General features: G+C 36.9%; 27 protein-coding genes and 1 tRNA gene. 3 read left to right on the forward strand and 25 right to left on the reverse strand.

What is annotated here, in order from left to right:
* Window positions 1-145: 145 nt before the first annotated feature.
* The 10 genes from trpA to ILA26_RS06835 form a co-directional block, all read right to left on the reverse strand.
* On the reverse strand, window positions 146-919 hold the full coding sequence (trpA, locus tag ILA26_RS06790) for a tryptophan synthase subunit alpha (RefSeq protein WP_292895657.1): 774 nt from the start codon (window positions 917-919) through the stop codon (window positions 146-148).
* Entirely contained in the window at window positions 912-2,096 is a 1,185-nt protein-coding gene (trpB, locus tag ILA26_RS06795) for a tryptophan synthase subunit beta (protein WP_292895659.1), read from the reverse strand. Before trpB ends, trpA begins: the two co-directional genes overlap by 8 nt.
* Window positions 2,089-2,691 carry a phosphoribosylanthranilate isomerase gene (locus ILA26_RS06800; RefSeq protein ID WP_292895661.1) on the reverse strand — a complete coding sequence of 201 codons (603 nt, stop codon included), beginning with the start codon at window positions 2,689-2,691 and terminating at the stop codon, window positions 2,089-2,091. Before ILA26_RS06800 ends, trpB begins: the two co-directional genes overlap by 8 nt.
* On the reverse strand, window positions 2,684-3,460 hold the full coding sequence (gene trpC, locus ILA26_RS06805; RefSeq protein WP_292895663.1) for an indole-3-glycerol phosphate synthase TrpC: 777 nt from the start codon (window positions 3,458-3,460) through the stop codon (window positions 2,684-2,686). Before trpC ends, ILA26_RS06800 begins: the two co-directional genes overlap by 8 nt.
* Window positions 3,461-3,465: 5 nt before the next feature.
* A complete protein-coding gene (gene trpD / locus ILA26_RS06810; protein ID WP_292895665.1) occupies window positions 3,466-4,473 on the reverse strand; it encodes an anthranilate phosphoribosyltransferase in 1,008 nt (335 codons plus the stop codon).
* Entirely contained in the window at window positions 4,470-5,054 is a 585-nt protein-coding gene (locus ILA26_RS06815; protein WP_292895667.1) for an aminodeoxychorismate/anthranilate synthase component II, read from the reverse strand. The genes trpD and ILA26_RS06815 overlap by 4 nt, the downstream gene beginning before the upstream one ends.
* Window positions 5,051-6,547, reverse strand: a complete 1,497-nt coding sequence (gene trpE / locus ILA26_RS06820; protein WP_292895669.1) for an anthranilate synthase component I — start codon at window positions 6,545-6,547, stop codon at window positions 5,051-5,053. Before trpE ends, ILA26_RS06815 begins: the two co-directional genes overlap by 4 nt.
* A gap of 87 nt (window positions 6,548-6,634) precedes the next feature.
* Window positions 6,635-7,036, reverse strand: a complete 402-nt coding sequence (locus ILA26_RS06825) for a hypothetical protein (protein WP_292895671.1) — start codon at window positions 7,034-7,036, stop codon at window positions 6,635-6,637.
* Between the two features lie 23 nt (window positions 7,037-7,059).
* Window positions 7,060-7,815: a CPBP family intramembrane glutamic endopeptidase gene (locus ILA26_RS10345; protein WP_366514890.1), complete on the reverse strand. Its 756-nt coding sequence runs from the start codon at window positions 7,813-7,815 to the stop codon at window positions 7,060-7,062.
* A gap of 85 nt (window positions 7,816-7,900) precedes the next feature.
* Complete coding sequence (locus ILA26_RS06835) at window positions 7,901-8,098, reverse strand: helix-turn-helix transcriptional regulator (RefSeq protein WP_292895675.1); 198 nt, start codon at window positions 8,096-8,098, stop codon at window positions 7,901-7,903.
* A 127-nt stretch (window positions 8,099-8,225) separates the two neighbouring features.
* On the opposite strand from ILA26_RS06835, the gene purB reads away from it, so the two are divergent.
* Entirely contained in the window at window positions 8,226-9,575 is a 1,350-nt protein-coding gene (purB, locus tag ILA26_RS06840) for an adenylosuccinate lyase (protein WP_292895676.1), read from the forward strand.
* Window positions 9,576-9,583: 8 nt separating this feature from the next.
* Window positions 9,584-10,444 carry a hypothetical protein gene (locus tag ILA26_RS06845; RefSeq protein ID WP_292895677.1) on the forward strand — a complete coding sequence of 287 codons (861 nt, stop codon included), beginning with the start codon at window positions 9,584-9,586 and terminating at the stop codon, window positions 10,442-10,444.
* On the opposite strand, the gene ILA26_RS06850 is transcribed toward ILA26_RS06845, so the two are convergent.
* The 11 genes from ILA26_RS06850 to cfbD all read right to left on the reverse strand — a co-directional run bounded on the left by ILA26_RS06850 (window position 10,441) and on the right by cfbD (window position 21,169).
* A complete protein-coding gene (locus ILA26_RS06850) occupies window positions 10,441-12,930 on the reverse strand; it encodes a heavy metal translocating P-type ATPase (RefSeq protein ID WP_292895678.1) in 2,490 nt (829 codons plus the stop codon). The genes ILA26_RS06845 and ILA26_RS06850 overlap by 4 nt on opposite strands.
* A 155-nt stretch (window positions 12,931-13,085) precedes the next feature.
* Window positions 13,086-13,877, reverse strand: coding sequence for a nitroreductase family protein (locus tag ILA26_RS06855; RefSeq protein WP_292895680.1), 792 nt, complete (start codon window positions 13,875-13,877; stop codon window positions 13,086-13,088).
* Window positions 13,874-15,079, reverse strand: a complete 1,206-nt coding sequence (locus ILA26_RS06860; RefSeq protein WP_292895682.1) for an amidohydrolase family protein — start codon at window positions 15,077-15,079, stop codon at window positions 13,874-13,876. The genes ILA26_RS06855 and ILA26_RS06860 overlap by 4 nt, the downstream gene beginning before the upstream one ends.
* Before the next feature lie 10 nt (window positions 15,080-15,089).
* Window positions 15,090-15,479: a DUF126 domain-containing protein gene (locus ILA26_RS06865; RefSeq protein ID WP_292895684.1), complete on the reverse strand. Its 390-nt coding sequence runs from the start codon at window positions 15,477-15,479 to the stop codon at window positions 15,090-15,092.
* Window positions 15,480-15,494: 15 nt separating this feature from the next.
* Window positions 15,495-16,196: a zinc-ribbon domain-containing protein gene (locus tag ILA26_RS06870; protein ID WP_292895686.1), complete on the reverse strand. Its 702-nt coding sequence runs from the start codon at window positions 16,194-16,196 to the stop codon at window positions 15,495-15,497.
* An 8-nt stretch (window positions 16,197-16,204) separates the two neighbouring features.
* Window positions 16,205-17,461 (reverse strand): tRNA pseudouridine(13) synthase TruD, encoded by a 1,257-nt coding sequence (gene truD / locus ILA26_RS06875; RefSeq protein ID WP_292895688.1) that lies wholly within the window; start codon window positions 17,459-17,461, stop codon window positions 16,205-16,207.
* A 20-nt stretch (window positions 17,462-17,481) separates the two neighbouring features.
* A tRNA-Arg gene (locus ILA26_RS06880) sits at window positions 17,482-17,555 on the reverse strand.
* A 51-nt stretch (window positions 17,556-17,606) separates the two neighbouring features.
* Entirely contained in the window at window positions 17,607-18,044 is a 438-nt protein-coding gene (locus tag ILA26_RS06885; protein WP_292895690.1) for a hypothetical protein, read from the reverse strand.
* Between the two features lie 90 nt (window positions 18,045-18,134).
* Entirely contained in the window at window positions 18,135-19,499 is a 1,365-nt protein-coding gene (locus ILA26_RS06890) for an AIR synthase-related protein (RefSeq protein ID WP_292895692.1), read from the reverse strand.
* A 3-nt stretch (window positions 19,500-19,502) separates the two neighbouring features.
* Window positions 19,503-20,099 (reverse strand): imidazole glycerol phosphate synthase subunit HisH, encoded by a 597-nt coding sequence (gene hisH / locus ILA26_RS06895; RefSeq protein WP_292895694.1) that lies wholly within the window; start codon window positions 20,097-20,099, stop codon window positions 19,503-19,505.
* The gene (gene cfbD / locus ILA26_RS06900; RefSeq protein WP_292895704.1) at window positions 20,096-21,169 is read right to left on the reverse strand and encodes a Ni-sirohydrochlorin a,c-diamide reductive cyclase catalytic subunit; all 1,074 of its coding nucleotides are present in this window, start codon (window positions 21,167-21,169) and stop codon (window positions 20,096-20,098) included. The genes hisH and cfbD overlap by 4 nt, the downstream gene beginning before the upstream one ends.
* A gap of 76 nt (window positions 21,170-21,245) precedes the next feature.
* On the opposite strand from cfbD, the gene ILA26_RS06905 reads away from it, so the two are divergent.
* Window positions 21,246-21,644 carry a C-GCAxxG-C-C family protein gene (locus ILA26_RS06905; protein WP_292895696.1) on the forward strand — a complete coding sequence of 133 codons (399 nt, stop codon included), beginning with the start codon at window positions 21,246-21,248 and terminating at the stop codon, window positions 21,642-21,644.
* Between the two features lie 8 nt (window positions 21,645-21,652).
* Here the strand turns inward: ILA26_RS06905 and ILA26_RS06910 are convergent, their stop codons facing one another.
* The 4 genes from ILA26_RS06910 to ILA26_RS06925 form a co-directional block, all read right to left on the reverse strand.
* Complete coding sequence (locus tag ILA26_RS06910; RefSeq protein ID WP_292895698.1) at window positions 21,653-23,014, reverse strand: MATE family efflux transporter; 1,362 nt, start codon at window positions 23,012-23,014, stop codon at window positions 21,653-21,655.
* 77 nt (window positions 23,015-23,091) lie between these two features.
* A complete protein-coding gene (locus ILA26_RS06915) occupies window positions 23,092-23,571 on the reverse strand; it encodes a GNAT family N-acetyltransferase (RefSeq protein ID WP_292895700.1) in 480 nt (159 codons plus the stop codon).
* A gap of 8 nt (window positions 23,572-23,579) precedes the next feature.
* Complete coding sequence (locus ILA26_RS06920; protein ID WP_292895701.1) at window positions 23,580-24,128, reverse strand: DUF2115 domain-containing protein; 549 nt, start codon at window positions 24,126-24,128, stop codon at window positions 23,580-23,582.
* A gap of 36 nt (window positions 24,129-24,164) precedes the next feature.
* On the reverse strand, window positions 24,165-25,172 hold the full coding sequence (locus ILA26_RS06925) for an SLC13 family permease (RefSeq protein WP_292895702.1): 1,008 nt from the start codon (window positions 25,170-25,172) through the stop codon (window positions 24,165-24,167).
* Window positions 25,173-25,405 lie beyond the last annotated feature (233 nt).

A 25,405-nucleotide genomic window follows, 5' to 3' on the forward strand; every position in this document is an offset into this window, starting at 1 on the left:
CAAAAAACAATGCCAAAATCAAGAAAACGAACATTCAAGACCAAACGAGGCGTTTTAAAACGAATCTATCGCAGAGATCTCATTTGGAATGACAATCGCAAAAAGGATTTTGAAAATCAACAAAGTTTTTGAAAGAGTCATTCAATTATTCATTTGACGCTTTTTTCATTGCTGAAACATATTCTTTAATAGGTTCAACTGCATCTTCACCATATTCTTCAATGATTTTTACAATTGCACTGCCAACAATGACTCCATCGGCGATTTTACCTATTTTACCTGCTTGTTCTGGAGTATTGATACCGAATCCAACTGCCAACGGCAAATCAGTAACTTCACGAATATCCTCTAAAATCGCATTCAAATCAGTCTTGATTTCTGATCTCATTCCTGTGACACCCAATGATGATACAACATATATGAATCCAGTAGCATCGTTTGCAATCATCTGAATTCTTTGTTTGGAAGTTGGAGCAATCAATGAAATTACATCAACATCATATTTGCGTGCGATATCTGCAATTTCCCCTTTTTCTTCATATGGCAAATCAGGAGCGATTATTCCGTCCACACCTAACTCATTACATTTTTTAAAGAATTCCTCATATCCATAAAAGAAAACAGGATTGATATAAGTCAAAAAGACCAAAGGAACATCAGTTTTTTCACGAACACGGCGAACAATGTCAAATACATCATCAGTTGTTGTATTATGCTTTAAAGCCCTTACATTAGCATCTTGTATAACGACACCTTCCGCCATAGGGTCTGAAAATGGAATTCCAATTTCTATTAAATCACAACCGGCCTCTTCCATTGCTAGAATGAATTCGACTGTTTTGTCTATTGTTGGGTCCCCTGCAGTTAAAAAACCAATAAATGAAGTGTCATCTTTAAATGCATTCGCTATCTTACTCATTTAATTCAACTCCCCTGTATTCCGCAATTGATCTTACATCCTTATCTCCTCTTCCAGATAAGCAAATCATGATTATATCATCTTTATCCATTGTTGGAGCCAATTTCATTGCATAAGCTACCGCATGAGCGCTTTCAATAGCAGGAATGATACCTTCTGTTCTAGACAAGTATTCAAATGCCCCAACCGCCTCCTCGTCTGTGACTGGAACATACTCTGCTCTTCCAATATCTCTCAAATAGGCATGTTCAGGGCCGACACCCGGATAGTCAAGCCCTGCAGAAACTGAATAAACAGGTGCAATTTGACCATAGTCTCCCTGATTGAATATTGATTTCATTCCATGGAATATTCCAATTTTACCTTTAGTCAATGCGGCTGCATTGTATGGAGTGTCTATTCCCTTACCTCCAGCTTCACATCCTATTAACCTCACATCCTCATCATCAATGAAATTATAAAATGCACCCATCGCATTACTTCCACCACCAATGCATGCTAAAACAACATTTGGAAGTCTTCCCTCTTTTTCAAGGAACTGTTCACGGGCTTCAGCACTGATTACAGCTTGGAAATCCCTAACCATTTGAGGATATGGATGAGGCCCCATTGTGGATCCTATTACATAATTAGTGTCATGAACTCTTGCAATCCAATCCCTGAATGCATCATTTACTGCATCCTTAAGTGTTTTTGTACCTGATTTGACCGGATTGACTTTTGCTCCAAGAAGTTCCATACGGTAAACATTCAATGCTTGTCTTTTTGTATCGACTTCACCCATATAAACTTCACATTCCATGTCCAATAGTGCAGCGGCAGTGGCTGTCGCAACTCCATGTTGACCAGCACCAGTTTCTGCAATTACCCTTGTTTTGCCCATCTTTTTAGCGAGTAAAACTTGTCCTAACACATTGTTGATTTTATGGGCTCCTGTGTGGTTTAAATCTTCACGTTTCAAATAGATTTTTGCCCCGCCAAGGTCTTCGGTCATTCTTTCGGCATAATATAACAAGGATGGCCTTCCGGCATATTCTTTAAGCAATGTATTTAACTCTTCTATAAAATCTGGGTCATTCATATAATGATTATATTGCTCTTCCAAATAGATCAATTCGTTCATTAACGTTTCAGATATGTATTGACCCCCATATTCTCCATATCTTCCTTTACTCATTTATTATCTCCATTATCTCTTTTATTTTATCTTCATTTTTAAATCCATTAACTTCAAGGCTTGAACTTAAATCCACAGCATACGGATTGAATTCATCAACAGCCTGCCTGATATTTAAATTATTTAATCCTCCAGCAAGGAAAAATTCTTTTTTTAAATCTTTTCTGATTAAACGCCAATCAAAGGTTTTTCCACTGCCTTTACCACTATCTAACAATAAGTAATCAGCATTTGATGAATCATATTCTAACAAATCTGTGTCATTTGACATCTCAATAGCATTAATGATTTTCAGTTCATTATTTGTATTTTCTTTTAAATCAATTATATAGTCTTCACTTTCAGTTCCATGAAGTTGTGCAATTTCAATTATTCCCTCATTAAACAATTCCAAAATTTCTTCCTTAGGAGCATCCACAAAAACACCCACAGACATTATGTTTGAGTTCAAATTATTTTTCAATTGCCTTGCCAGTTCATGAGAAACATATCTTTTTGTATTTGCAAACACAAATCCTACATAATCAGGATTATATCTATTTACTATTTCAATGTCTTCCAATCTCTTCAAACCACAGATTTTGATTTTAACCATTTTTCAACTCCGAAATCATAGCCTTCTTATCATCACTTTTCATTAAAGTTTCGCCAATTAAAACTGCATCAACATCATTTTCTTTTAACCTGGTGACATCTTCCTTTGTTTTAATTCCACTTTCTGAAATAAATATGACATCACCACTAACACATCTACGTAAGTTGATACTGTTTTCAATATCCACAGTAAAATCATTGAGATTCCTGTTGTTGACACCAATAATTTCAGCACCAACTGTCATTGCACGCATGATTTCCTCACTGTCATGAGTCTCCACAATAGCTGAAAGACCCAAATCATGAGCCAAATCCAAATATTTTTTAAGCTGCACGATATCAAGAATGGAAACTATTAGCAAAATAGCTGAAGCGCCCAATGCTTTAGCCTCCCAAATCATGTACTCGTCAATGACAAAATCCTTTCTCAAAACCGGAATATTAACATTTTTTGCAATTTCAGACAAGTACTCATCGGACCCCATGAAAAAGTATGGCTCAGTCAATACTGAAATTGCAGAAGCCCCTGCAGCCTCATAATCTTTTGCAATAGCCAAATAATCAAAATCCTCAGCAATCAGCCCCTTAGATGGAGAAGCCTTCTTTACCTCCGCAATGATGGATATATCTTCCCCACTCAAAGCCTTTTTGAATGGAAATTCTTCGTTAATTTCCATCAAAGAAACCTCATTTTTCAAATCATCCAATGAAATAATTCCCTTTGCTAATTCCACCCTTTCCTTGGTTTTTTCAACGATTTCATCCAACATAATAATCATCTATTTGTAAATTCAATGAATTTTTCCAGTTGTTCCAATGCACGACCGGAATCTATTAGCTCCTCAGCCAATTTGACACCTTCCTGTAAGGAATCCACTTTTCCGGAAACGTATAATCCTGCTGCAGAGTTTAACAATACGGCATTTCTTTTCGGACCTTTTTCACCATTCAAGATTGACAAGGTAATTTCTGCATTTTCCTTCGCATCTCCACCAACCAGATCACTTTTAGATGCCAATTCAAATCCAAAGTCTTCCGGCAAAACCTCATAAATTCTTGTCCTGCCATTCTTAAGCTCACTGACAAATGATTTATCACTGACGGAAAACTCATCCATACCATCCATACCGTAAACTGATATTGCTGATTTAACACCTAAATTATTTAATACATTGATTAAAGGTTCTACTAATTCTTTTTCATAGACTCCCAAAACTTGCATTGTTGCACCTGCAGGATTTGTCAAAGGTCCTAGAATGTTGAATATTGTTCTTATTGAAAGTTCCTTTCTCACACCTGCAACATATTTCATTGAAAGGTGGTAGTTTTGAGCAAAAAGGAAACAGAGATTAATTTCCCTTAAGCATTCAATGCTCTTTTCAGGTTCGATGTAAATGTTAACCCCCAATTCTTCCAATACATCAGCAGCACCACATTTGCTTGAAGCTGAACGGTTTCCGTGTTTAGCTACAGGAACTCCTGCCGCAGATATTACAATTGATGATGTTGTTGATATGTTAAACGTGTTTGAACCGTCTCCACCAGTTCCGACAATTTCCAAAACTTCCTTATCGTTTAATAATCTTACACAGTGTGCCCTCATCGCTTCTGCAGATGCCGTAATCTCCTCAATTGTTTCTCCTTTCATGGACATTGCGGTCAAATAAGCACTCATCTGTACTTCACTTGCTTCACCACTCATGATTTCATCCATAGTTTGGTAAGCCTCTTCATAAGTTAAATCTTCATGCTGATATACTTTTAATATTGCTTCTTTAATCATTGTATGCCTCTTTCGACTTTTTCTAAGAAATTTTGCATTATTGTTAATCCATCGGAAGTTAAAATGGATTCCGGATGGAATTGTAATCCATAAACGTTATAGTCCTTGTGCTTTACTGCCATTATCTCTCCGTCATCTTTTGCCTTGGAAATAATCTCCAAATCATCAGGCAATGTGTCCTTCTGAAGACTCAATGAATGATACCTGCCAACACTTATCTGGCTTGGAAGTCCCTTGAAAAGGTAATCATAATCCAATGAGATCTCGGATGACTTTCCATGCATCAGTCTTTTTGCATATGAAACATTGCCCCCAAATGCAGTGCATATTGCCTGATGGCCCAAGCAAACACCCAAAATTGGTATTTTATCATGGAATTCCTTGACGATGTCAATGCATATTCCCGCATCTTCAGGTTTTCCAGGTCCCGGAGACAGAATAATGCATTCGGGATTCAAGTCTTTAATTTCTTCAATTGTTATCTTGTCGTTTCTTGAAACTTTAATATCAGGATTGATTTCACCAATCAATTGGTATAAATTATATGAAAAGCTGTCGTAGTTGTCTATCAGAAGAATCATTCTAATCCACCATCCGCAATTTTCAAAGCGTTTATTACTGCTGCCGCCTTGTTTAAACATTCATCAAACTCATTATCCGGTACACTGTCAGCCACAATTCCCGCACCTGAACGAATGAACACCTTACTGTTACGTGCAAATGCTATTCTAATTGAAATGCAGGTGTCAATGTTTCCGCTCAAGTCAACATAGCCAATTGCGCCGCCATAAATTCCTCTCTTGTTGTCTTCAAGCTCATTGATGATTTCACAAGCCCTTATTTTCGGGGCTCCTGACAATGTTCCTGCAGGCAAAATTGAATCTATGGCACATAGAGGGTCCAAATCACTTCTTAGTTTTCCGCTGACGGTTGAGCCTATGTGCATCACATGTGAGAATCTTTCGATTGAAAGATATTTATCCACATGAACAGATCCGATTTCTGCAATTCTTCCGATGTCATTCCTGCCCAGGTCAACTAGCATGTTGTGTTCCGCCAATTCCTTTTCATCAGACAACAATTCCATCTCTAACGCCAGATCCTCTTCCTCAGTTTTTCCACGGGGCCTTGTTCCCGCCAATGGAAATGTGTAAAGTTGATTATCTGTCAATTTAACCAATGTTTCAGGAGAAGCCCCTGCAATTTCAATGTCATTACTTGAAAAGTAAAACATGTAAGGAGAAGGATTGGTTGTTCTTAAAACCCTGTAAGTGTCAAATAAACTTCCGGAAATATCCGCTTCAATTTTATTTGAGAGAACAACCTGAAAGATATCTCCTTCGTAAATGTAATTTTTGGCTTTTTCAATCATGTCACAGAAGCGTTCACGTGAAAACACCGGTTTAAAGTCAGATTTTAATTTTAATGGTTCAATTTCTGTCTTTTTACCGTTTTTAATCAAGTTGGCAATTTCCTTTAAATCATCACATGCATTATTGTAATTTTTCTCCAAATCATCGGTTTTCATATTTGTGATGATTACGATTTTCTGCTTGAAGTTATCAAATGCAATTACCTTATCGAACAGCATCAGATCAATGTCCTTGAACTGGTCCTGATTTTCGGCATCCAAATTTAAGGTGGGTTCGGAGTATTTTATATAATCATATGCAAAATACCCCACGAACCCTCCTGTAAACGGTGGTAAATTTTCTAATTTTGGAGATTTGTTTTTTAAAACCAAATCCTTAATTATGTCACTGGGATTGTCAGTTTCAATTGTCACTTCATCATCAGTCAGCTTTTCAAAGTCGGAATCACCCCTAATCTTGACGATTCCATTCTGACATGTGAACTCAAGAAGCGGATCGAAACCTAAAAAGCTGTATCTTCCCCATTTTTGTGAATCCTCCACACTTTCCAGCATGTATGTATGTTTACTAATGCCTTTTAGAATTCTTAAAACTTCTATTGGAGTCGCTATATCTGAAAACAATTCATATGATATAGGTATTCTCCTATATTCTTCATTTTTTGCGATTTCTTTTACTTCTTCTAAACTTGGGGAAAACATTTTTATCACAAATAATAATTTATATAATGTACTATTTAAAACCTTGTTGTATTAAAATGTACATTCTTAAAAATCTTGAAAAAAAATTCAATTCATCTTATCCTGTTCTTTACTGAATTGAATAACAATCTTTTTAATTTCCCTGCTTTCCAAATAAGGCAATTTTTCAGTTATTTCATGTTCTAAATCCTTATTTAACTGCAGTCTTTTTTGAGCATATTCCTCACCCTGATACTCTGCCCTATATTGCTTATTTAAATTGGAATATTTGGTAATTAAAGGCTGGAGAATAGTTCCAATGTCATCATCCAATCTGTCATTTATGATTTTCTGTTTTCTGATATCGATGACAAATCCGAGAACTGTCAAGAAGAATCCCAAAACGGTGATTGTCAATGCAGGAACAAAGACTTGATCATTGCCAATGAATGCCACAGTAAAAACAATTCCTAAAAATATGAGAACAATACCAATTTTTTTTAAATCCATATTAAAAGTATTGTAATTTATTATTATTTAATACTATTCAATTCTTTAATAATCGAATGAGAAACTACAATGAAAGATATGACTGCAAGTACAGATACACACATTATAACACTACCATTGTTGAATAAAACATTATTGCAATCCACAAAGACAACTATTTCAGCAATCAGATTATTTAAAAAGTGTGCAAAGATTGGAACAAGTATATTATCGGTTTTAACATATAAAATTGCCATACAGAGGGCAAAAATGAAAGCGGAGATAATGTTTCCATATGAATGCAAGGAAGCAAACAATAGAGAGGATATTAAAATCGCAAAAAGTGGAGGCACAACAAACTTCAACCTGTTTAGGAATACTCCACGAAATAGAAGCTCCTCCGAAATAGGTGAAATTAAAACTGTTGAAATCAAACCAAAACCAATTATTGAATTAGATACATTTCCCAAAATTGAAATAAAATTAAAAGATGGAAATATCCTTATAATAACCTCTGAGAGATATAAAAATCCATAAGATAAAAATATATTCATAACAACTATTAAAATGACATATTTAAGCAAATCAAACGAAAAAACTTCCGCCACATCATCTCGGTCGGGAAAATTGGGTCTGAGCTTGACTACAAAATACAAAATTATGCAGAAATATATCACAGATGAATCCACATGAACTATGTTGAAATAACTCAGAGCATATTGAATTAAAAATAAACAAATAATTAATATCAATACTTCTTTTAAATGAATATTTTTAAGTTTTTCATTAAATAAAGACATTTTATCAAAAAAAATAAAAATTTTATACTATAATCTAGTTAACAATACCAATTATCACTAGTATAGTAGTAAATAATATTTCGATTTAGTCATCAAAGACAAATACATCTTCAATCGCCGGTTTACCCAAAATTTTAGCGATATTATAGGCTAATAATAAGGAAGGGTTGTAGCGTGCATTCTCCAAAGCATTGATAGTTTGACGAGTCACACCAACCAGGTCAGCCAACTCTTGTTGAGTCATGCCTTTCTCTTGGCGAAACTGTCTTATTTTAGTTTCCAAATAATCACCTATTATTAAATAATAGTATTAATAAATCTTTATATTAGACAATATAAATGTTTCTTAAAAAATATCCTACATTGAACAAAATAGATGATATTTTTATAATATTGTGAGTTGATTAAAAATGGCTATACACCCTATAGAATTTAGGTATGGAACTCCCGAAATGAAGAGAATTTGGGAAGAAGAGAATAAGTTACAGAGAATGTTGGATGTAGAATCCGCATTGGCACAGGCTGAAGGAAAACTTGGAATTATACCTCAAGAAGTCGCTGACGAAATAGCTGCAAAAGCTAATACTGATTATGTGAAATTGGAAAGAATGAAAGAAATCGAAGCAGAAACCAATCACGACATAGCAGCATTATCAAAATCAATTACTGAAGTATGTGAAAACGGTGCAGGAGAATACGTGCACTTTGGAGCTACTTCAAACGATATTGTAGACAGCTCAAATTCATTACTCATTCGTGACTCAATTGATGTTTTAGAAGAAAAACTAGAGAGATTAACCAAAATAATGCTCAAGTTAGCAGAAGAAAACAAGATGAAAGTATGCATTGGACGTACTCACGGACAACATGCACTCCCAACCACTTACGGTATGAAATTTGGTATCTGGGCAGATGAGCTCCACAGACAATATGTAAGATTGGAAAATGCAAGAGCAAACGTTTGTGTTGGAATGATGGATGGAGCTGTAGGAACAACCGCTGCTTTAGGAGAACAAGGTTGGGAAATCCACAAGACTGTTGCTGAAATCTTAGGATTACCTGCTGCAACAATAACCAACCAGGTCGTTCAAAGGGACAACCATGTCGAATTCATCAGCGTTCTTGCAAACATAGCAAGTACCTTGGATAAGATTGGATTGGAAATCAGAAGCTTACAAAGAACCGAACTCATGGAAGTCGGCGAATTCTTTGATCCTGAAAAACAAGTTGGAAGTAGTACCATGCCTCACAAGATGAATCCAATTACAGCAGAAAGAATCTGTGGTGTTGCAAGGATTGTCAAATCATTTGTTAATGCAGCACTTGACAACAATCCACTCTGGCACGAAAGGGACTTGACCAACTCTTCCTGTGAAAGAATCATGTTCCCTGAAAGCTGTATTTTAACCGATTACATCTTAAACTTGACAATCAAGTTAATGAACAATTTAGTATTCTACGATGAAAACATCGAAAGAAACCTCAATCTAACAAACGGATTAATCATGGCTGAAAGATTAATGGCTGAACTCACCCGTGCAGGAATGGGAAAACAAACCGCATACGGAATTGTTAGGAAAAACGCTATTAAGGCAAACAAAGAAAAATTATTGCTCGGCGAATTAATCCTTGAAGATGAGGAAGTTAAAAAATATTTAACTCAAGAAGATGTTGACAAGATAATGGACCCACACACATACATCGGATCCATTCCAACAATTATCGATGAATTGCTTGAAAAATCAGAAAGCTGGTTTTAGGTGATTTGATGGTTGATGTAAAAGAATTAAAATCTATAGAATTGTCTTCTTTTACAACAATGGCAACTGGAATTGCAGTGTTATTTTCAATAATTGCTGCAATACTCCTTTCTATTATCATTGGTGCATCAGTCCCTAACGGAGTGGGAATCATCATTTATTTGATTCCAACCATAATCATTGGGGCATTGATGTATTCAATCTATAATAACTTTTTTCAAGGTTTCTTATATAATGTGCTTGCAAAAAAACTGAAAACAATTGCCATTGCAATAGAAGATGGAAATGAAATTGCCAAAATATCCACTAGCGAAACCGCTACAATGGTTTCATTAATCGTGACAATACAATTTGTCCTGTTATACCTAGTGTCATTATTCATTTTGCCTTTGACTTTAAGTTCAATGATTCAAACTTTAATGTATACCGGCCAAAGTGCACTTGCTTACGGAATTTATCAATTCTTGAATCTCATAAGCCAGCCAACAACAATTTTAATAATGATTTTTGGAGTATTCATCATTACATTTGTGTTTGTTTTGATTGCAACATACATATTCAACATTATGGCAAAATCAGGTAGGGGAATAGTCTTAAATTTAAGTGAAGAAAATGGATTTACTGCTATTGACTCAATTGATCCATTAAAATTAGGAATAATGTTTGCAGTGATAACAGGAATTTTAAGTTTGATAACTGCAATAATCTCTTTAGTGAGTGGTGGAAATTTACCTTCCCTTATTGGTAGCGTCATAGGCGGATTTGTAAGTGGATTTATTGAATTCTACCTTATGGGAGTGTTCTACAATTTCTTAGCACCAAAACTTGGAAAAATTAAAATTGAATTAATTGATTATGTAATCAATTAATTTTTACTTCTTTTTATTTCTGGAACATATCTCTTAAGCATCAATGAAAGAGATATGACTGTTACTGAACTCAGCGCCATCGCAAGACCTGCCAATGCCGGTTCAAATGTTATTCCGAATGCAGGATATAGAACGCCTGCAGCTATTGGGATAAGGATTGAGTTATATGCAAATGCCCAGAAGATGTTTTCTTTGATTCTGCGCATTACCTTTTTGGAAAACTGCACTGCAGCAACAACATTCTCCAAATCTCCTTCCATGACAACAATATCTCCGCTTTCCATAGCGATATCAGTACCATTTCCCATAGCAACACCAATGTCTGCCTGTGTAAGCGCAGGAGCATCGTTGATTCCATCACCAACAAACAATACCTTGCGAGTGTTGTTTGCTTGAGTTTGCTTTACGATATCCAACTTGTTTTCAGGAAGAACTCCCGCTTCAACATTGTCAATGCCAACTTCACGGGCAACATTCAACGCAGTGGATTCATTGTCCCCAGTCAACATGTAAGTTTTGACACCCATGTTATGCAATTCTTCAATGGCCCTTTTGGAATTCGCCTTGATTTTATCGGATAGGCTTAAGATACCTTTAACCTGCTTGTCCTGTGCCAGGAATATAATGGTTTTTGATAGTTTTTCAAGTTCATGATACTTGTCAACAGCCTCAGATGAAACCTCAACATCAAAGGATTGCATCAATGCGAGATTACCTGCAAGAACCTCACTTGAATTCAATTCAGCTTTCAAACCTTTACCAGTCACATTTTCAAAAGCAGAGGTTTGGTCAAGATTCAAATCCAACTCTTTTGCCTTGTTCACGATTGCCTTTGCAATAGGGTGAGTGGAATTCTGCTCAACGCTTGCTGCAAGCTTAATCAAGTCATCTTCAGATCCGTCATATGCAATAACATCATCAACTTCAGGCTTTCCTTCAGTTATTGTACCGGTCTTGTCAAATGCGGCAACATCGATTTGACCTGCATTTTCCAATGTGTCCCCATTCTTAATCAATATTCCATATTCGGCAGCCCTACCGACACCTACAGTGACCGCTGTTGGAGTTGCAAGACCTAATGCACATGGACATGCAACCACCAAAATTGAAATCAGACATGTTAAAGAGAACAGTAATGTTGCACCAAGCACAAAATACCATATTAGGAATACAACTATTGCTATTGTCAGAATGACCGGAATGAAATATGAAACGATTGTGTTTGCAAATTTCTGAACCGGAGGCCTTGATGACTGTGCCTTTTCAACCAGACGAATGATATTTGATAGGACAGTTTCCTTACCGATTTTTTTGGCCTTGATTTGCAAAACACCATCCTGATTTATTGTTCCTGCAAAGACTTCTTCACCGTCTTTTTTAACTTTAGGAATTGGTTCACCGTTAATCATTGATTCATCCACATAGGATTCGCCACCAACTACATCCCCATCAACAGGTATTTTTTCACCAGGTTTTACCAACAGCAAATCGTCTAGGACGATGTCTGCAATTGAAACTTCTTTTTGAGATATTATCTCACCGTTTTCATCAACCTCAATAGCTGTTGCAACTGTTGGCTGAAGGCCAATCAATTCACGAATGGAATCGGAAGTTCTTTTCTTAGCCCTGGCTTCAAGATACCTTCCAATCATCAAGAATGAAGGAAGCATTACCGCTGAGTCATAAAACATGAAAGTGTGGTCCAATACAATGCCAAATGTTCCGAAAATACTTGAGATGTATGCCACCAAGATACCCATTGAATACATCACATCCATGTTCAAGTTCTTATGCATTAAACCGTTGATTCCAGCTTTTAAGATAGGTAAAGAAACGTATAAGAAAGGTGCAATACTAACAATAAGTGAAAGCAATCCCATTGAGGATATGTGCAATCCAGTGGCTTCATGAAGACCATGAGTGAGTCCCATAAGAGGATCCCAACCACTGAACATTAAAATCATAAGAATAGCTGAGAAAATTAAACCTACAATAATCCTATTGCGTTTTTCTTTCAGGTCTTGTTTATAAATTGCTTCCTCATCAATCTCGGTTTGGCCTTCAACTCCCAAAAGCTCAAATCCCAAAGAAACAATGACCTCTTCGATTTCATCAAGAGTCACCTTAGATGAATCATACCTTATTTTAGCATTTTGCGCTGTCAAGTCAGCTTTCACATCAAAAATACCATCTAATCGTATCAAGAAATTCTCAACATTCATCGTACATGAGGCACAATGCATACCTTGAATTCTAATTGTCATTTCATCAGAATGAAGTTCAAAACCTAAGTTCCTAACTAGCTTTTCCATTTCTTCATAGGAAATCTTTTTAGTGTCTACAGTAATATGTAATTTATTTGAGGCAAGATCTGCATCAACGTCTTCTACACCCTCAATTTTTCCAAAGGTTTTATTTACGCTTAAAACGCAAGAAGCGCAATGCATTCCTTCTATTGGCAAATCCATATGTTTATGCTTTACCATACTATCACAACCGTTTCTATTATATGAAACTAGTTTTATACCTCATATTTTATAAAGTTTAGGTAACACTAAACTTACCAAAAAATATACAATATACTCAAAAAAATCTATTGTAAAAAAAATAAGACAATTAGAAAAACAGCTCTAATGTTTTTCTACATGAATTTAACGTTAATATCCTTGTGAGGGATTGTCCTTTTAAAATGCTTTTTAGGATATCCGATAATGAAAGCAGAGTACATGTGCTTGTTCTTATCGATTCCAGGGAAAAATTCCATCAGTTTGTCATGATCTATCTCATCCGCCTTGAGAATGAACAGTGAATAAAATCCTCCAAGCCCTAATGAGTAGGCAAGCAATTCCAAGCGAGTATTTGCAATGACCGCACTTGTCTTATCGGTTGAAAATGTCAAAATCAATTGTTGACCGGACCATAACAGAGGATGATATTCCTTTATGGAATTGTCTCGAATATAATCACCGAACTGTTTGATTCTGAAGAACTCTTCCTCTTCAACCTTAATGATATTATAGACATGTTTCATGAAGTCATTGAGCCTATTGTCCAAAACAACAAATTCAACATCCTGCTCATTTTGTGCAGATGGAGAATAATAAGCACCTTGCAATAATTTATTAAAAGTGTCCTTATCAATTTTCTTGTTTTTAAACCAGCGAATTGATCTTCTTTGCTTTAAAAATTGCAACATATCACTGTAACTCACTGGAAGGTCTTTCGGATTGTAATCTACAATCTTGTCCTCACGGCCCTTGAATATCTTAAGGGTTACAGCCTTTGTCGGACATATTGCCATGCAATGACCGCATTCGAAGCAATTGCTTCCTGTTTCGTAAGCAACATCATCAATTTCAATATTATCCCGAATGCAGACGGATTTGCACTGCCCACATCCGATGCATTCTTTAGTGTCAATCATCAATTTCATTTTACCACTAAACCATCCTGAATAACTTTTAAAATATTTTCATTATCACTTAAAACGCTAATATCTTCCAATGGGTTGGAATTAACCAATATCAAATCAGCAACATAGTTTTCACGAACAAGACCCAAATTTTCGAATCCTAAATATTTGGCTGCCTTAACGGTTCCTGAAGCAATGGCTTCCTCTTCAGACATACCTATATCAGTCAAGTGAATCAATTCCTCAAGGTTGTGTCCGTGAGGAATCACACCACTGTCTGTTCCCATCAATATGTTAACTCCTTCCTCATATGCTACTTGGATGTTTTCCTTGTGAACTTTGACGATTTCTTTTAGTTTTGCTGTTTTTTCTGCGGCATAATTATCCCAAGCAGGAAAACCGTTCTCATACAGGAACTGATGAACCAATAATGTAGGAACAAGACTTACATTATTTTCAACCATCCTTTTAGAGGTTTTTCTATCTATGAATGTTCCATGTTCAATAGATGAAAATCCTGCATCAATACAGTTGTTCATCCCTTTTAAGCTATGACAATGAGCAGAAACTTTCATGTCATTAGCACTGGCTTCATTAACAATTGTTTTAAGTTCCTTCTTGTTGAACTGTGCAAACTCAGGTGAGGAATTTGTTGTCAATACCCCTCCACTGCACATTACCTTAATAAAATCAGCACCAGCCCTTTTTACCTCACGAGTCTTTTTCAAGACTTCCTCCACACCGTCACATCTTCCCTTTGGAAAACCAGGATAGATTATCTCCATATCCCAACCTGAAGGCAACAGCAAGTCAAAATGACCACCTGTCATCACCAAAGGAGTGATGGAGAGATGTATTTTTGGGGCTGTGAATAATTTACGTTGTTGAGCCAATTTAAAACTTAAATCGGCAGATCCGCAATCCCTAATTGTTGTAACACCCGCATTTATTGTCTGCAATGAATGGGGTACGGCATTATAAAAATGTAGACCCAATGGATTTGCCATGTTCTCTTCCTTATGGAATCCTTTAGCAAAAATATGGGTGTGACAGTCAATAAATCCTGAAAGCAAATAATTGTCTTCACCATCAATGACATTATCTGCCTTAATCTTGCTTGATGAAATCTCCTTTATCAAATTGCCTTCAATCAATACATTTTGATTGGTTTTCACATCTTCAAATGGATTTATAATGTTTACGTTTTCAATTAGGGTTTGCATATTACCACATTTATAAAATTTCTATTGTTCCATTAGTTCCATCAACTTCAACCAATGTTCCATTGGTCAAATCCTTAATTTGAGCAGGTGTGTCCACCAATGGAATGTCAGACATTATCGCTCCTGTTGCAATAATCGGTTCTGCACTTAAGCAGATTATAGCTGCAGGAGCAGTGCCATTTTTCATCATTTGAAAAATCACATATGACCCTACAGTGGAACCTTTTCCACCAGGAATAAACAATACCTTGTCCTTAATGATTTCTCCTTTCAATTCATGATTCGGATCAATTATCTCACCAGTATCAGGATTGACTCCTCCTAAAAAACTGATAGGTTCTGATGAAACAATCAATTCACCTTTTCCTTTTCCTTTTGCAATATTTCTACATTCAATCATCAAATCACCATAAGATTAGAATAATTTATCTTCAACAAATTCCCCTTTATTAATAGCTTCAGTTGATTTTATACTGTCAATTAAAGCCCAAAGCCATACAACTATAACTAAGACTATTCCAATTAATAAAAATATAAGAATTGCTGATACTATATAAGCAATAATAAATGATATTCCTTTTTTGGTCAATCCAATATACAAATGACCCAATCCAGGGAATAAAAAGCTTAAAATAGCTGATAGAACAACACTTTTCTCTTCAACTCCACGAATGTTTGCAACCCTTACGCCACAGTGAGGGCAAATTTCCGCATTAATGTTTATTTTTTGACCACAAGATTGGCAGAACTTGGTTTGTTCCTCTTGAGTTAACTTAAATCCACATTTTGGACAGAAAGATGTTTCAATGCTGACTTCAGTTCCACAATTGGAACAGAATTTAGTATCTTTAGAAGCATTTACTTCAATTTCTTCTTCGGTTGAATCATCAGCAGGTTCCTCTTCGACAACATCGACAGTTGAATCAACAACAGCCACATCGACAACATCATCAATTTCATCGTCAGTTGAATCAACAACAGCAACGTCTTCAACTACTTCTTCAACAGGTTCCTCTACAACAACATCATTTTCTTCAATTTCTGGAAGTTTCGCTCCACAATTATTACAGAATTTTGCATCTGGAACTTCTTTTCCACAATCTGGACATAAAACCATTTTATCACCTAAACTACATCTTTTTTCATGATTTCTCTTAAAACTGCAGTAGCATAAGATCCTTTATTTATTGAAAACTCACATAAAACGCCATCATCGGTCGGTGTTGCTGATGCATCCCATACCTGGAATCTCATGGACCTCCTGAGACCATGGCTTCCTAAACGTGGCATTTTTGGAACTTCAAAATCACTTTTTTCCAAATTATAATTTTTCAATACATTCTCTTCCATGACGCCAACTTCACCGCCAGCATAAGGAACTTTAGTACCATATAAAGGGCAAGTCGGATTGACTTCAAAATTATCCATCAATTCCTGATACTCTTCAGGAGTTTTGTCATAGACAATATGTTCTTCTGTGTCAATAATGATATCTCCCTCAATGTATTTATCAATTCCCATTGCAACCCTATTACTTACTGCCTCATTAAATAAATATGATTGATAGGCATGAACAAACATCCTTTGAAGTGGCTTTGGGAGTGCATGTAATGCATTCTTATATGACTTTTCGGTCAATTCTCCTTTTTTGGAATCCTTGATCAACTCGCGAATCATCATCTTTTCATATCTCATTCCCTTGCCCATAAGGTTCAGGGACTCTTCAAGGTTTCCATCATCATATGCCTGTCTTGCCTTTTGATTTTCCTCATGCTCTTCCTCTGAAGGGTTTCCGATATATCTTCCCACAGCCTTTTCAAGGTCATTTTCAATCAGAGCCTCCCCGACAAGGTGGGTGTTGGTTCTTGGCTTACCGAACCTTTGCCAACCAAAGTAATTAGGAACTCCAGTTGTTTCCAACTCTTTCAAGACTTCATTTGCAGTGTCTGCTGAGGATTCAATGTCATCCAAGTCTCTGATTAGGATTCTAAATTTGTTTCCCTTGAGCTGTCCCATTCTGAGCTTTTTACGGCCACGAACAACTTTTAAAAAATCAGTCTTATAGATATCCAAGTCCTTAACCTGTTGCATTTGAGCTTCTGAATCCATATTTGCAATACAAATCCATTGACGAGTTAAAGCCTTCTTATCCTTCATTCCTGCAAATCCCATTCTCTTTCTTGAGATGTGCAAATCACGGGAAATGTCTAAAACGACATCTAAAGTGGTCCTTCCAAGCTTTTCAATCCATACATAAATGTTAGGACCTTCACCGGATGGGATGATTTCAGGAATTTCTTCAACATAAAAATCTTCATATTGGTTTCTAATAGTTCCACCAATACCCTTTTGAGATGTAACATAAGTATTAGCATTTAACATAATAATCACGGAAATTATAATGCCCTGGCCGGGATTTGAACCCGGGGAATGGGATCCGCAGTCCCATGTGTTATCCAAACTACACCACCAGGGCTAAACAAAATAAGATAACAATTAATTATATATTTTTTATAGTATTTAATAATTACCATATTGACAATGTATATGAATAGTCGCCACAATCCCTTGTAGCAACATCAACATCACTTGCTTTTTCATAATCTCCACTAGACGCCAACACCTCACCGTTTAAAACATTGTTCTCCGTTAGCCTGTAATTTTTAAGATTGTATGACTTTAACTTATCTTTTGAAATTTTTGAAACTTCCCTTACTGATTCCTTTGAATTTTTACCGTCTTCGAGAATTTCTGATATCTCGCTAAAAAAAGTGTTGTCGTCAAATCCTACTTTTCCACCCAACAATTCCATTACATCCTGTGCAGTTCTTATATCCTTACTTTCATAGGAGTAATCAGCTGGAGGAAGGGAAATGGCAGTATTGATTACTAAAAACACGATTAAAAGTAAAAATATTGCAAGAATAGCATCGAGTATATAAAAAGATCCCTTATTATCTAACATGAGCTAAAGTTAGATTTTAAAATTTATAAAAAATAGTAAAGTGTGAAAGTGTGATTTTGTGTAAAACCGCACTTCAAGAAAATTTAAATATTAATTTGAACGAATATGCTCAATGACTTTTTCCTTTTTGGCAATTGCCGCATCTGAAGCCCTTTGAACTTTTTCTTTCATCAATTCAAAGCCTTCAGGAGTTGTTTCACCAACCAGTTTCTTGATTTTGGTATATGCCGCTTCCCTGAACAATGGAACCAATTTTTCGGTTGAATTGTCTTCCTTAATTAAAATTGGCTCGCCGGAAGTGTTTACTTCACCTATTTCAGATATTGCCACATCATATTTTGCAACTGCCTTTTTGATATCTCCAACGATTTCCGGAGGAGCGATTAACATTAATGAGTCAGTTGAAACTCCCAACGGGTCGATGTTTAATGTTTCAAGCATGTTCAATACATTTGGAGCCACCATTTTTCTGATGTTTTCCTCATAAAACTCAAGCCCAACACCAGTTGTGTTAGATATTTCATGAGCGTCTCCACGCAATCCTCCATTGGTAACGTCAGTCATTGCATGAATGTCCTTGACCAAATCAGCTTCAAACAGTGCATGTGATGCCTGAACGAAATTAACGTTCATTGTATCCCATACAACATCAAAGAAACCGTTGTAGAGTGCAGTTGTTGTGATTGTTCCTCCACCTGAACCTTCAGTTAAAAGGATTACATCCCCATCGGTTGCTCCTTTTCTTGCAGTTGGTGGATAAGCTGACACTCCAACACTACCAACGGCTGAAACGAACCTGTCACCTAAAACCATGTCTCCTCCGACACGCAATGTACTTCCTGCTACGATTGGAACGTCAACAAGCTCTGACACTGCTGCAACACCTGCGGTAAAGTCAAATATTTTTGCAACATCACCGTCATCGGCCAGGTGAACGTCGCTCAATATTGCCACAGGGTCAGCCCCCATAACACATACGTCCCTTAAAGTAGCTCTTGTAACGTGAAAACCACCTAAAAATGGATACTCACTTAATCTTGAGTGGATTCCATCGACTGCAGTGGTAATGTAAACCTCATCATTGTTGACCGGTGCCTTTACAACACCACCATCGTCCTGTTCGGACGGATTGACCAATGATGCGGTGTCTGTTGAGGCAACAATCTCTGCAATTTTTCTGTGAACAAAGAAGTCTCCTGCCCCACGGGATCCGACTCCCATTTCACCCATCAATACGTCAGCCTTATTGACATTGGCTATTTCCTTTAAGAATTCATCATCGCTTTCCTGCAACTTCAAGGTAGTAGACACTTCGTCAATTACAGCCTTTGCCATTTCAACAGAGTTTTCCTCTGATATCTTCTTGTATTCTCTTATGCGTACCGCTAGAATCTCTGCCAAATCATCATATGAGTAATCGTCTATCCTAGCTCTTACAAATCCTTCTATATCCATATTTTATATCTCCAAGTTAGTGAAATTCTTTAGGATTTTCAATCCTGCCTTACCGCTTTTTTCTGGATGGAATTGTGTTGAGAATAAATTGTTTTGAGACAAACTTGCAACAACCTCTCCACCATAGTCACATGTGCCTGCGATGATTTTTTCATCATCAGGAATTACATGATAAGAATGAACAAAATAAAAGTATTCACCATCGATTCCTTCCAATATCGGTGAATCATTGCGGACATCCAATTTATTCCATCCCATATGAGGTATCTTCACGCCTTCAGGCAATCTTTCTACATGACCATTGAACAAATTCAATCCTTCAACGCCAACTGACTCCTCACTTGAGCCCATCAGTACCTGTTGGCCAAGACAAATTCCCAAGAAGGGCTTATCGTCATTTACATGCTCGTGAATGACATCTTCAAATGGCTTTAGATTTTCCATTGCGCTTCCAAATGCTCCTACACCAGGCAACACCAAATAATCACTATTTGCAATGACTTCCTTATCATCACTTATTTGATAATCAGCGCCAATCTTCCTAAATCCGTTTGAAATGCTTTTTAGGTTTCCGCTTTTATAATCGATAATTGTAATCATTCGTTTAACCACCCAATAACTGATCTGATCATTCCACCGAAGTCTGAAAATACAATCTCATCAACACCAAGAGTTTTTGAATGTGCGTCAAGTTCCGCCACAACATGAGTGTATCCCAAGTTTCTGAGAGGTTCCACCAAACGTGGACCGTCTGTTACTGCAACTGACTCTACGTCAAAGTCCTCAATTGGAAATGCATGTGGAACACCGAACACTACAATCAAATCCAAATCCTTATCCTTCAAGTATTCTGCAGCATTGTCAGCAGTTATCGGATACTCGTCAAGACCTCCTGTGATGAAATCAGGTTCAATATCCAGTTGCTCCTTAATGTTGACTGCATGCTGCCTGATTCTTGGAAGGCCTATGTTTTCATCCAGGTTGGCCACAAAAATAGGCTTGTTATCAGGATTGATTTCAGTAAAATCAAAGTTAATGATATCCGCGAACAAATATGAGGTTTCCTTTTTAACATTCAATACAAATGCAACATTTTTGCCATCTTTTAAGGCATTTACAACAGTTTTTGCAACGGCCTCTTTTGAATCACCGAAGTTTGGCTTGATGTATTTACCTTGCGCCATTCCACGGGTCTTTTCAACTTCTGTTGCCTTTTCAAGCATTTCAATTTGCCTTTCTGACTCTTCAGGTGGAATTACACCTGCCTCCACAGCCGCATCCAACGCCATGATAGCTCCAACGGTGTTGTCACCTTCACCAGACCCTCCATGAGACTCAACAGGAATGACGGTGCATGGCAAATCTGCAGTTGCAATGGCTTCCTTTAAATCCTCACCGATAATCATACTGGCACAAGTACCAGCGATTCCCATCAGTTTCGGTTCGAAAGCCTCATAAGCCTCTGTCAAGGTTTCAACCAGCTTTTCACCGGCACCTAATATAAAGTCATTTTCTGACATTCCAGTGGTAACCACGCGAACGCCATCACTTTCTAAAAGCCTTGCTGTTCTAAAGCAGCAGCCGGTAGGCCCATGCATTATAATAACATCAACATTCATGTCTCTTAAAGTGTAAAGAGTAGCAGCGATTGGACTTGGTCTTGGATGTATAATTTTTATCACCTAATCTTTTAATAAGTAATTATTTAAAATTCTTAATTAATATAATTAATTAGGAGATTGCATTATGAAACTTGACAAACAAATTCTAGAGGAAAAAATCAGAGATTACAGAACATTCAAAAGCTGTTCCGAGTCAACCTTGATGGGACTTTGTGAAACCGCCGGTGCAGATATCACTCAACAGCAAATGGTCAAATTGGCATGCGGATTTGCAGGCGGAATGGGTGGAACATTTGATGAAGGAACCTGCGGTGCTGTTACCGGGGCATTGATGGCAAACGGAATTCTAAATGATGATCCTGCCGAAATCAAAGCTAACGCTAAAGAGATTTTCAACACATTTAAAGAAGAGTATGGAAGCGTTTGCTGCGGAAAATTAACAAATAATGGTGATGACAAGTCAATATGTGTCGACTGCTGCGTGTTCATTGCAAACAAGGTCGCCGATTTGTTAGATGAATGATTATTCATCTAATTCAAAACTGTTTTTAATTTTTTAATTGTGTATCTGGCATAAGTGAAGTTTAAAATGGATGCGAGAATCCTACCTACAGCCAAACCAATCCAAATACCGGCCAATCCCATTCCCATAACTATACCGAACAGGTAAGTGAAACTTACGGTAAAAATCAACTCACGAATTATAGTCCATGCAAGGGCAGTTGTTCCACGACCGATTCCCTGATACAAGAAGCTTGAAGGCATTCCTATACCTACCAAAAGCAAACCGAAGCAGGCAATTCTCAAGAAGTTTGTGATTTCCGGAATCAACGGGGCGGTTTCTGGAGTGTATGCAAATATCAATGACAGTTGCGGTGCGAATATGACCAGAATAAGCATGATTGCAACAGCAAAAATCATTGCGAATTTGGTTCCGTAAAGATGTGTCCTGTTCAGGTATTCCCAGTTTTTAGCACCGAATGCACTTCCGCTGACTGCTGCAACCGCACTAGCGATAGCTGTCAACGGCATTATACCAAATAAGTATAATCTTTGACCTGATGTGAATGCAGCAATACCATATTCACCGCCGACTGATGAGATGAACACCAAATAGAAACTCATTGCAAGTGACATCATGAACATGTCCAATGATGCAGGAATTCCCACCTTTAAGATATCCTTTGCAACATCAGACTCAAATTTGAATCCTTTAAGATGAACATCCACATAAGTATCCTTTTTAACTAAAATCCAATACATGATGACAATGGCTGAACCGACAGAACTCACAATTGTTGCAAGGGATGCTCCAGCTGAACCCAAGTTCATCATATAGATGAAAACAGGATCCAAAACAAAGTTCAATACAACTGACACTATCATAGCATACATGGCCCTTTTCATGTCTCCTTCACCACGAAGGATTCCGCTTCCACCGTTAGCGAACATGAACGCAAACAGACCTAAAAACAATGGAGTACCGTACTTGATACCCTCAACCAATGATTGTCCGCTTGCACCGTATGCCTTAAGCAGAGGTTCCTGAATTAAAAGCAAAAGTATGGTCAATAAAATTGATGCCACTAAAAATATCAAAAGAGAGTGTGTTGCTGACTTGCTGGCGCCTTCATGATTTTTAGCGCCCACCGCACGTGAAATACTGCTTGTAGCACCATTTCCAAGTCCGACACTTACACCGTTTAAGATCATGAATATCGGTGTTACAAAACCAATTCCTGCAATAGCTGCCTGACCGAGCCCCGCAACCCAGATACCGTCAACAATATTGTATGATGCTGTCAAAAGCATTGATATCATGATTGGAATTGCAAGTTTGCGGACAGCTATTTCAGGCTCTCCTCTCATCAATTCAACATTTTTATTAGCCATATTAAAAACCTCATTAAATACAAATATAATTTTTGGTTTTTTTAGGATATAAGCATGTTTAAAAAAAGAAAAATATGTTATTTTTCAGCGAGATTGTCCAAAGTCTCACCGGAAACCCTGAAATCTATCCATTCATCCAAGGACTCTGCACCGAGTGAGCGATAAAAGTCAATGCTTGGCTGGTTCCAGTCAAGGCATGACCATTCCAATCTGCCACAACCCCTTTGGCATGCAATTGAAGCCAATTCTTTTATTAAAGCCTTCCCGTATCCATTACCACGATATTCGGGCTTGACATACAAGTCTTCAAGATGTATTCCACCCCTTCCAAGAAATGTTGAAAAGTTATGGAAAAACAATGCGAAACCGACCTCAGTGCCCTTCTCCAATACGAATAAGACCTCGGCAATTTTTTTATCAAAAATCCATTCCTTCAATAGCTCTTCGGTTGCAACAACCTCGTCAAGCATTTTCTCATATACTGCCAATTCCTTAATGAATTCCAAAATCAAGGTCAAGTCCTTTTCTTCAGCGAATCTAAACTGTTTTTCCTGCATATTATCACTTAAAAATCCAATTGCTCAGCGATGCACATCTTGCAAACCGCATTTGGAGACTCCAGATTTGCATCCTTGACAGGACAGTAAAACTTGCCGTCATGCTCCTCAACATATAAAGATCCTGGGAATGGAGTTCCCACAGGATGAATCGGCTCCTCCAATATGAAAGTGGTGTAAATTGAAATGATTCCATATATCAATGGAAATTTGGTCTTGGATGTTACTGATTCGTTAATGTGGTATGATTTCAAGGTGGCAATTGCATCAATGAACTCCTCCTTGTCAATGTCATGGTCGTAGGTGTTATTGTCCCCATGTACATCCTTGATGCGACCCAGGAAGTACTTGACATAGACCTCATGACTTTTGTGCTTGTAGTTTTCCTGCACGTATTTGCTCTCCTCAATCATTTCGGCATTAACGGCCATCAAGTCAAATACGGAGATGTTTCCGGAATACTCCTTTAAGATATCCAAAACTGAGTCTGTTGAAATGCTCTCCTCATTTGAAACTACATTGGAAAAATCATCATACATCCTTAAAGAATCATTCATGAGATTAATTTTGAATTCATAAAAATAAAACATTTTCTAATTGATGAGAACGTAAGTCGCCAAAAGGACTATAAGCAAGACAACATTCAATGCGGTGAACACTCCAAGATATCTAAGCTTAAACGAATCGAATTCACGAACAAGAATCTTAAATGAAATCAAATTTGCCATGGATGCGATTAGGGTTCCAAAACCGCCAATGTTGATTCCAACAATGATGGCTTCATAATTTGTGCTGAATCCGCTTAGAAGCATTGCGGCAGGAACGTTGGAGATAACTTGTGAGGATATAACTCCCCATATCACCTCATTTCCAACAATCGATTTTGTGAAGAGAGAATTGAAAAACGGAATGTGCTCGAGGTTGCCTATCAAGATGAAAAGCGCTATGAAAGTCAGAAGCAAAAAGTAATCCACACCTAGGAACACCCTTCTAAAGAATTTTTCACGAGTAAAATCAACTTTTTTCATCTCCGGAAGGTGGATTTCATCAGCTGGCGCAAAGAACAAGATTACTACCAAAAATATGATTGACACCATAACATATGGCAGAAGCAGCATGAAAAATGACCCGAATGGAATGTTTGAGACAGTCAGCATGACAATATTGTGGGGAGCTCCGATTGGAAGCACCATGCAGCCAACGTTTGCAGCTATGGTCTGCAATGAAACTGTCAAGATTATCAAGTCAACTCTTTCAACTTTGATTAAAGCTAAAATTGAAAACGGAACAAAAATAATCAATGAAACATCATTAGTAATGAATATTGAGCTGAAAAGGCAAGTGAAGACCAGCACCATCACCAATCCGCGTGTGGTGGAAATCTTAGCCAATAACTTTCTAACCAAAATCTCAAAAACAGCCAGATTTTTAAGGATTTCCACTATAAGCATTATCACAAAAAGCAATATGATTGTATCCAAATTTATATGACTGATACTTGGTTTTGCAAAAAAGCATGAAATTATAGCTAAAATTAATGATATGGAAAACACCACTTCTCTTTTAAAAAACTTGAAAGTTCCATCAATTAATTTTACCATATGATTTAATTTGTTATGTTAATTATTAAATAATTTCAATTCTCACGTCATAATTCAAATATGAGAAAATGTTTAATATTTGATTCACATAAATACATTTAATTGAACTAAATTAGGGAGCATATTAATGAAATTCAAAAAGAGTTTAATCGTCATATGTATTTTCATTTGTTTGATTAGTTTTGCCAGTGCACATGCAACTGACACTAACGACACTAAAATAATTGCAAATG

It is taken from the genome of Methanobrevibacter sp. (assembly GCF_017940815.1).
Taxonomy (GTDB): domain Archaea; phylum Methanobacteriota; class Methanobacteria; order Methanobacteriales; family Methanobacteriaceae; genus Methanocatella.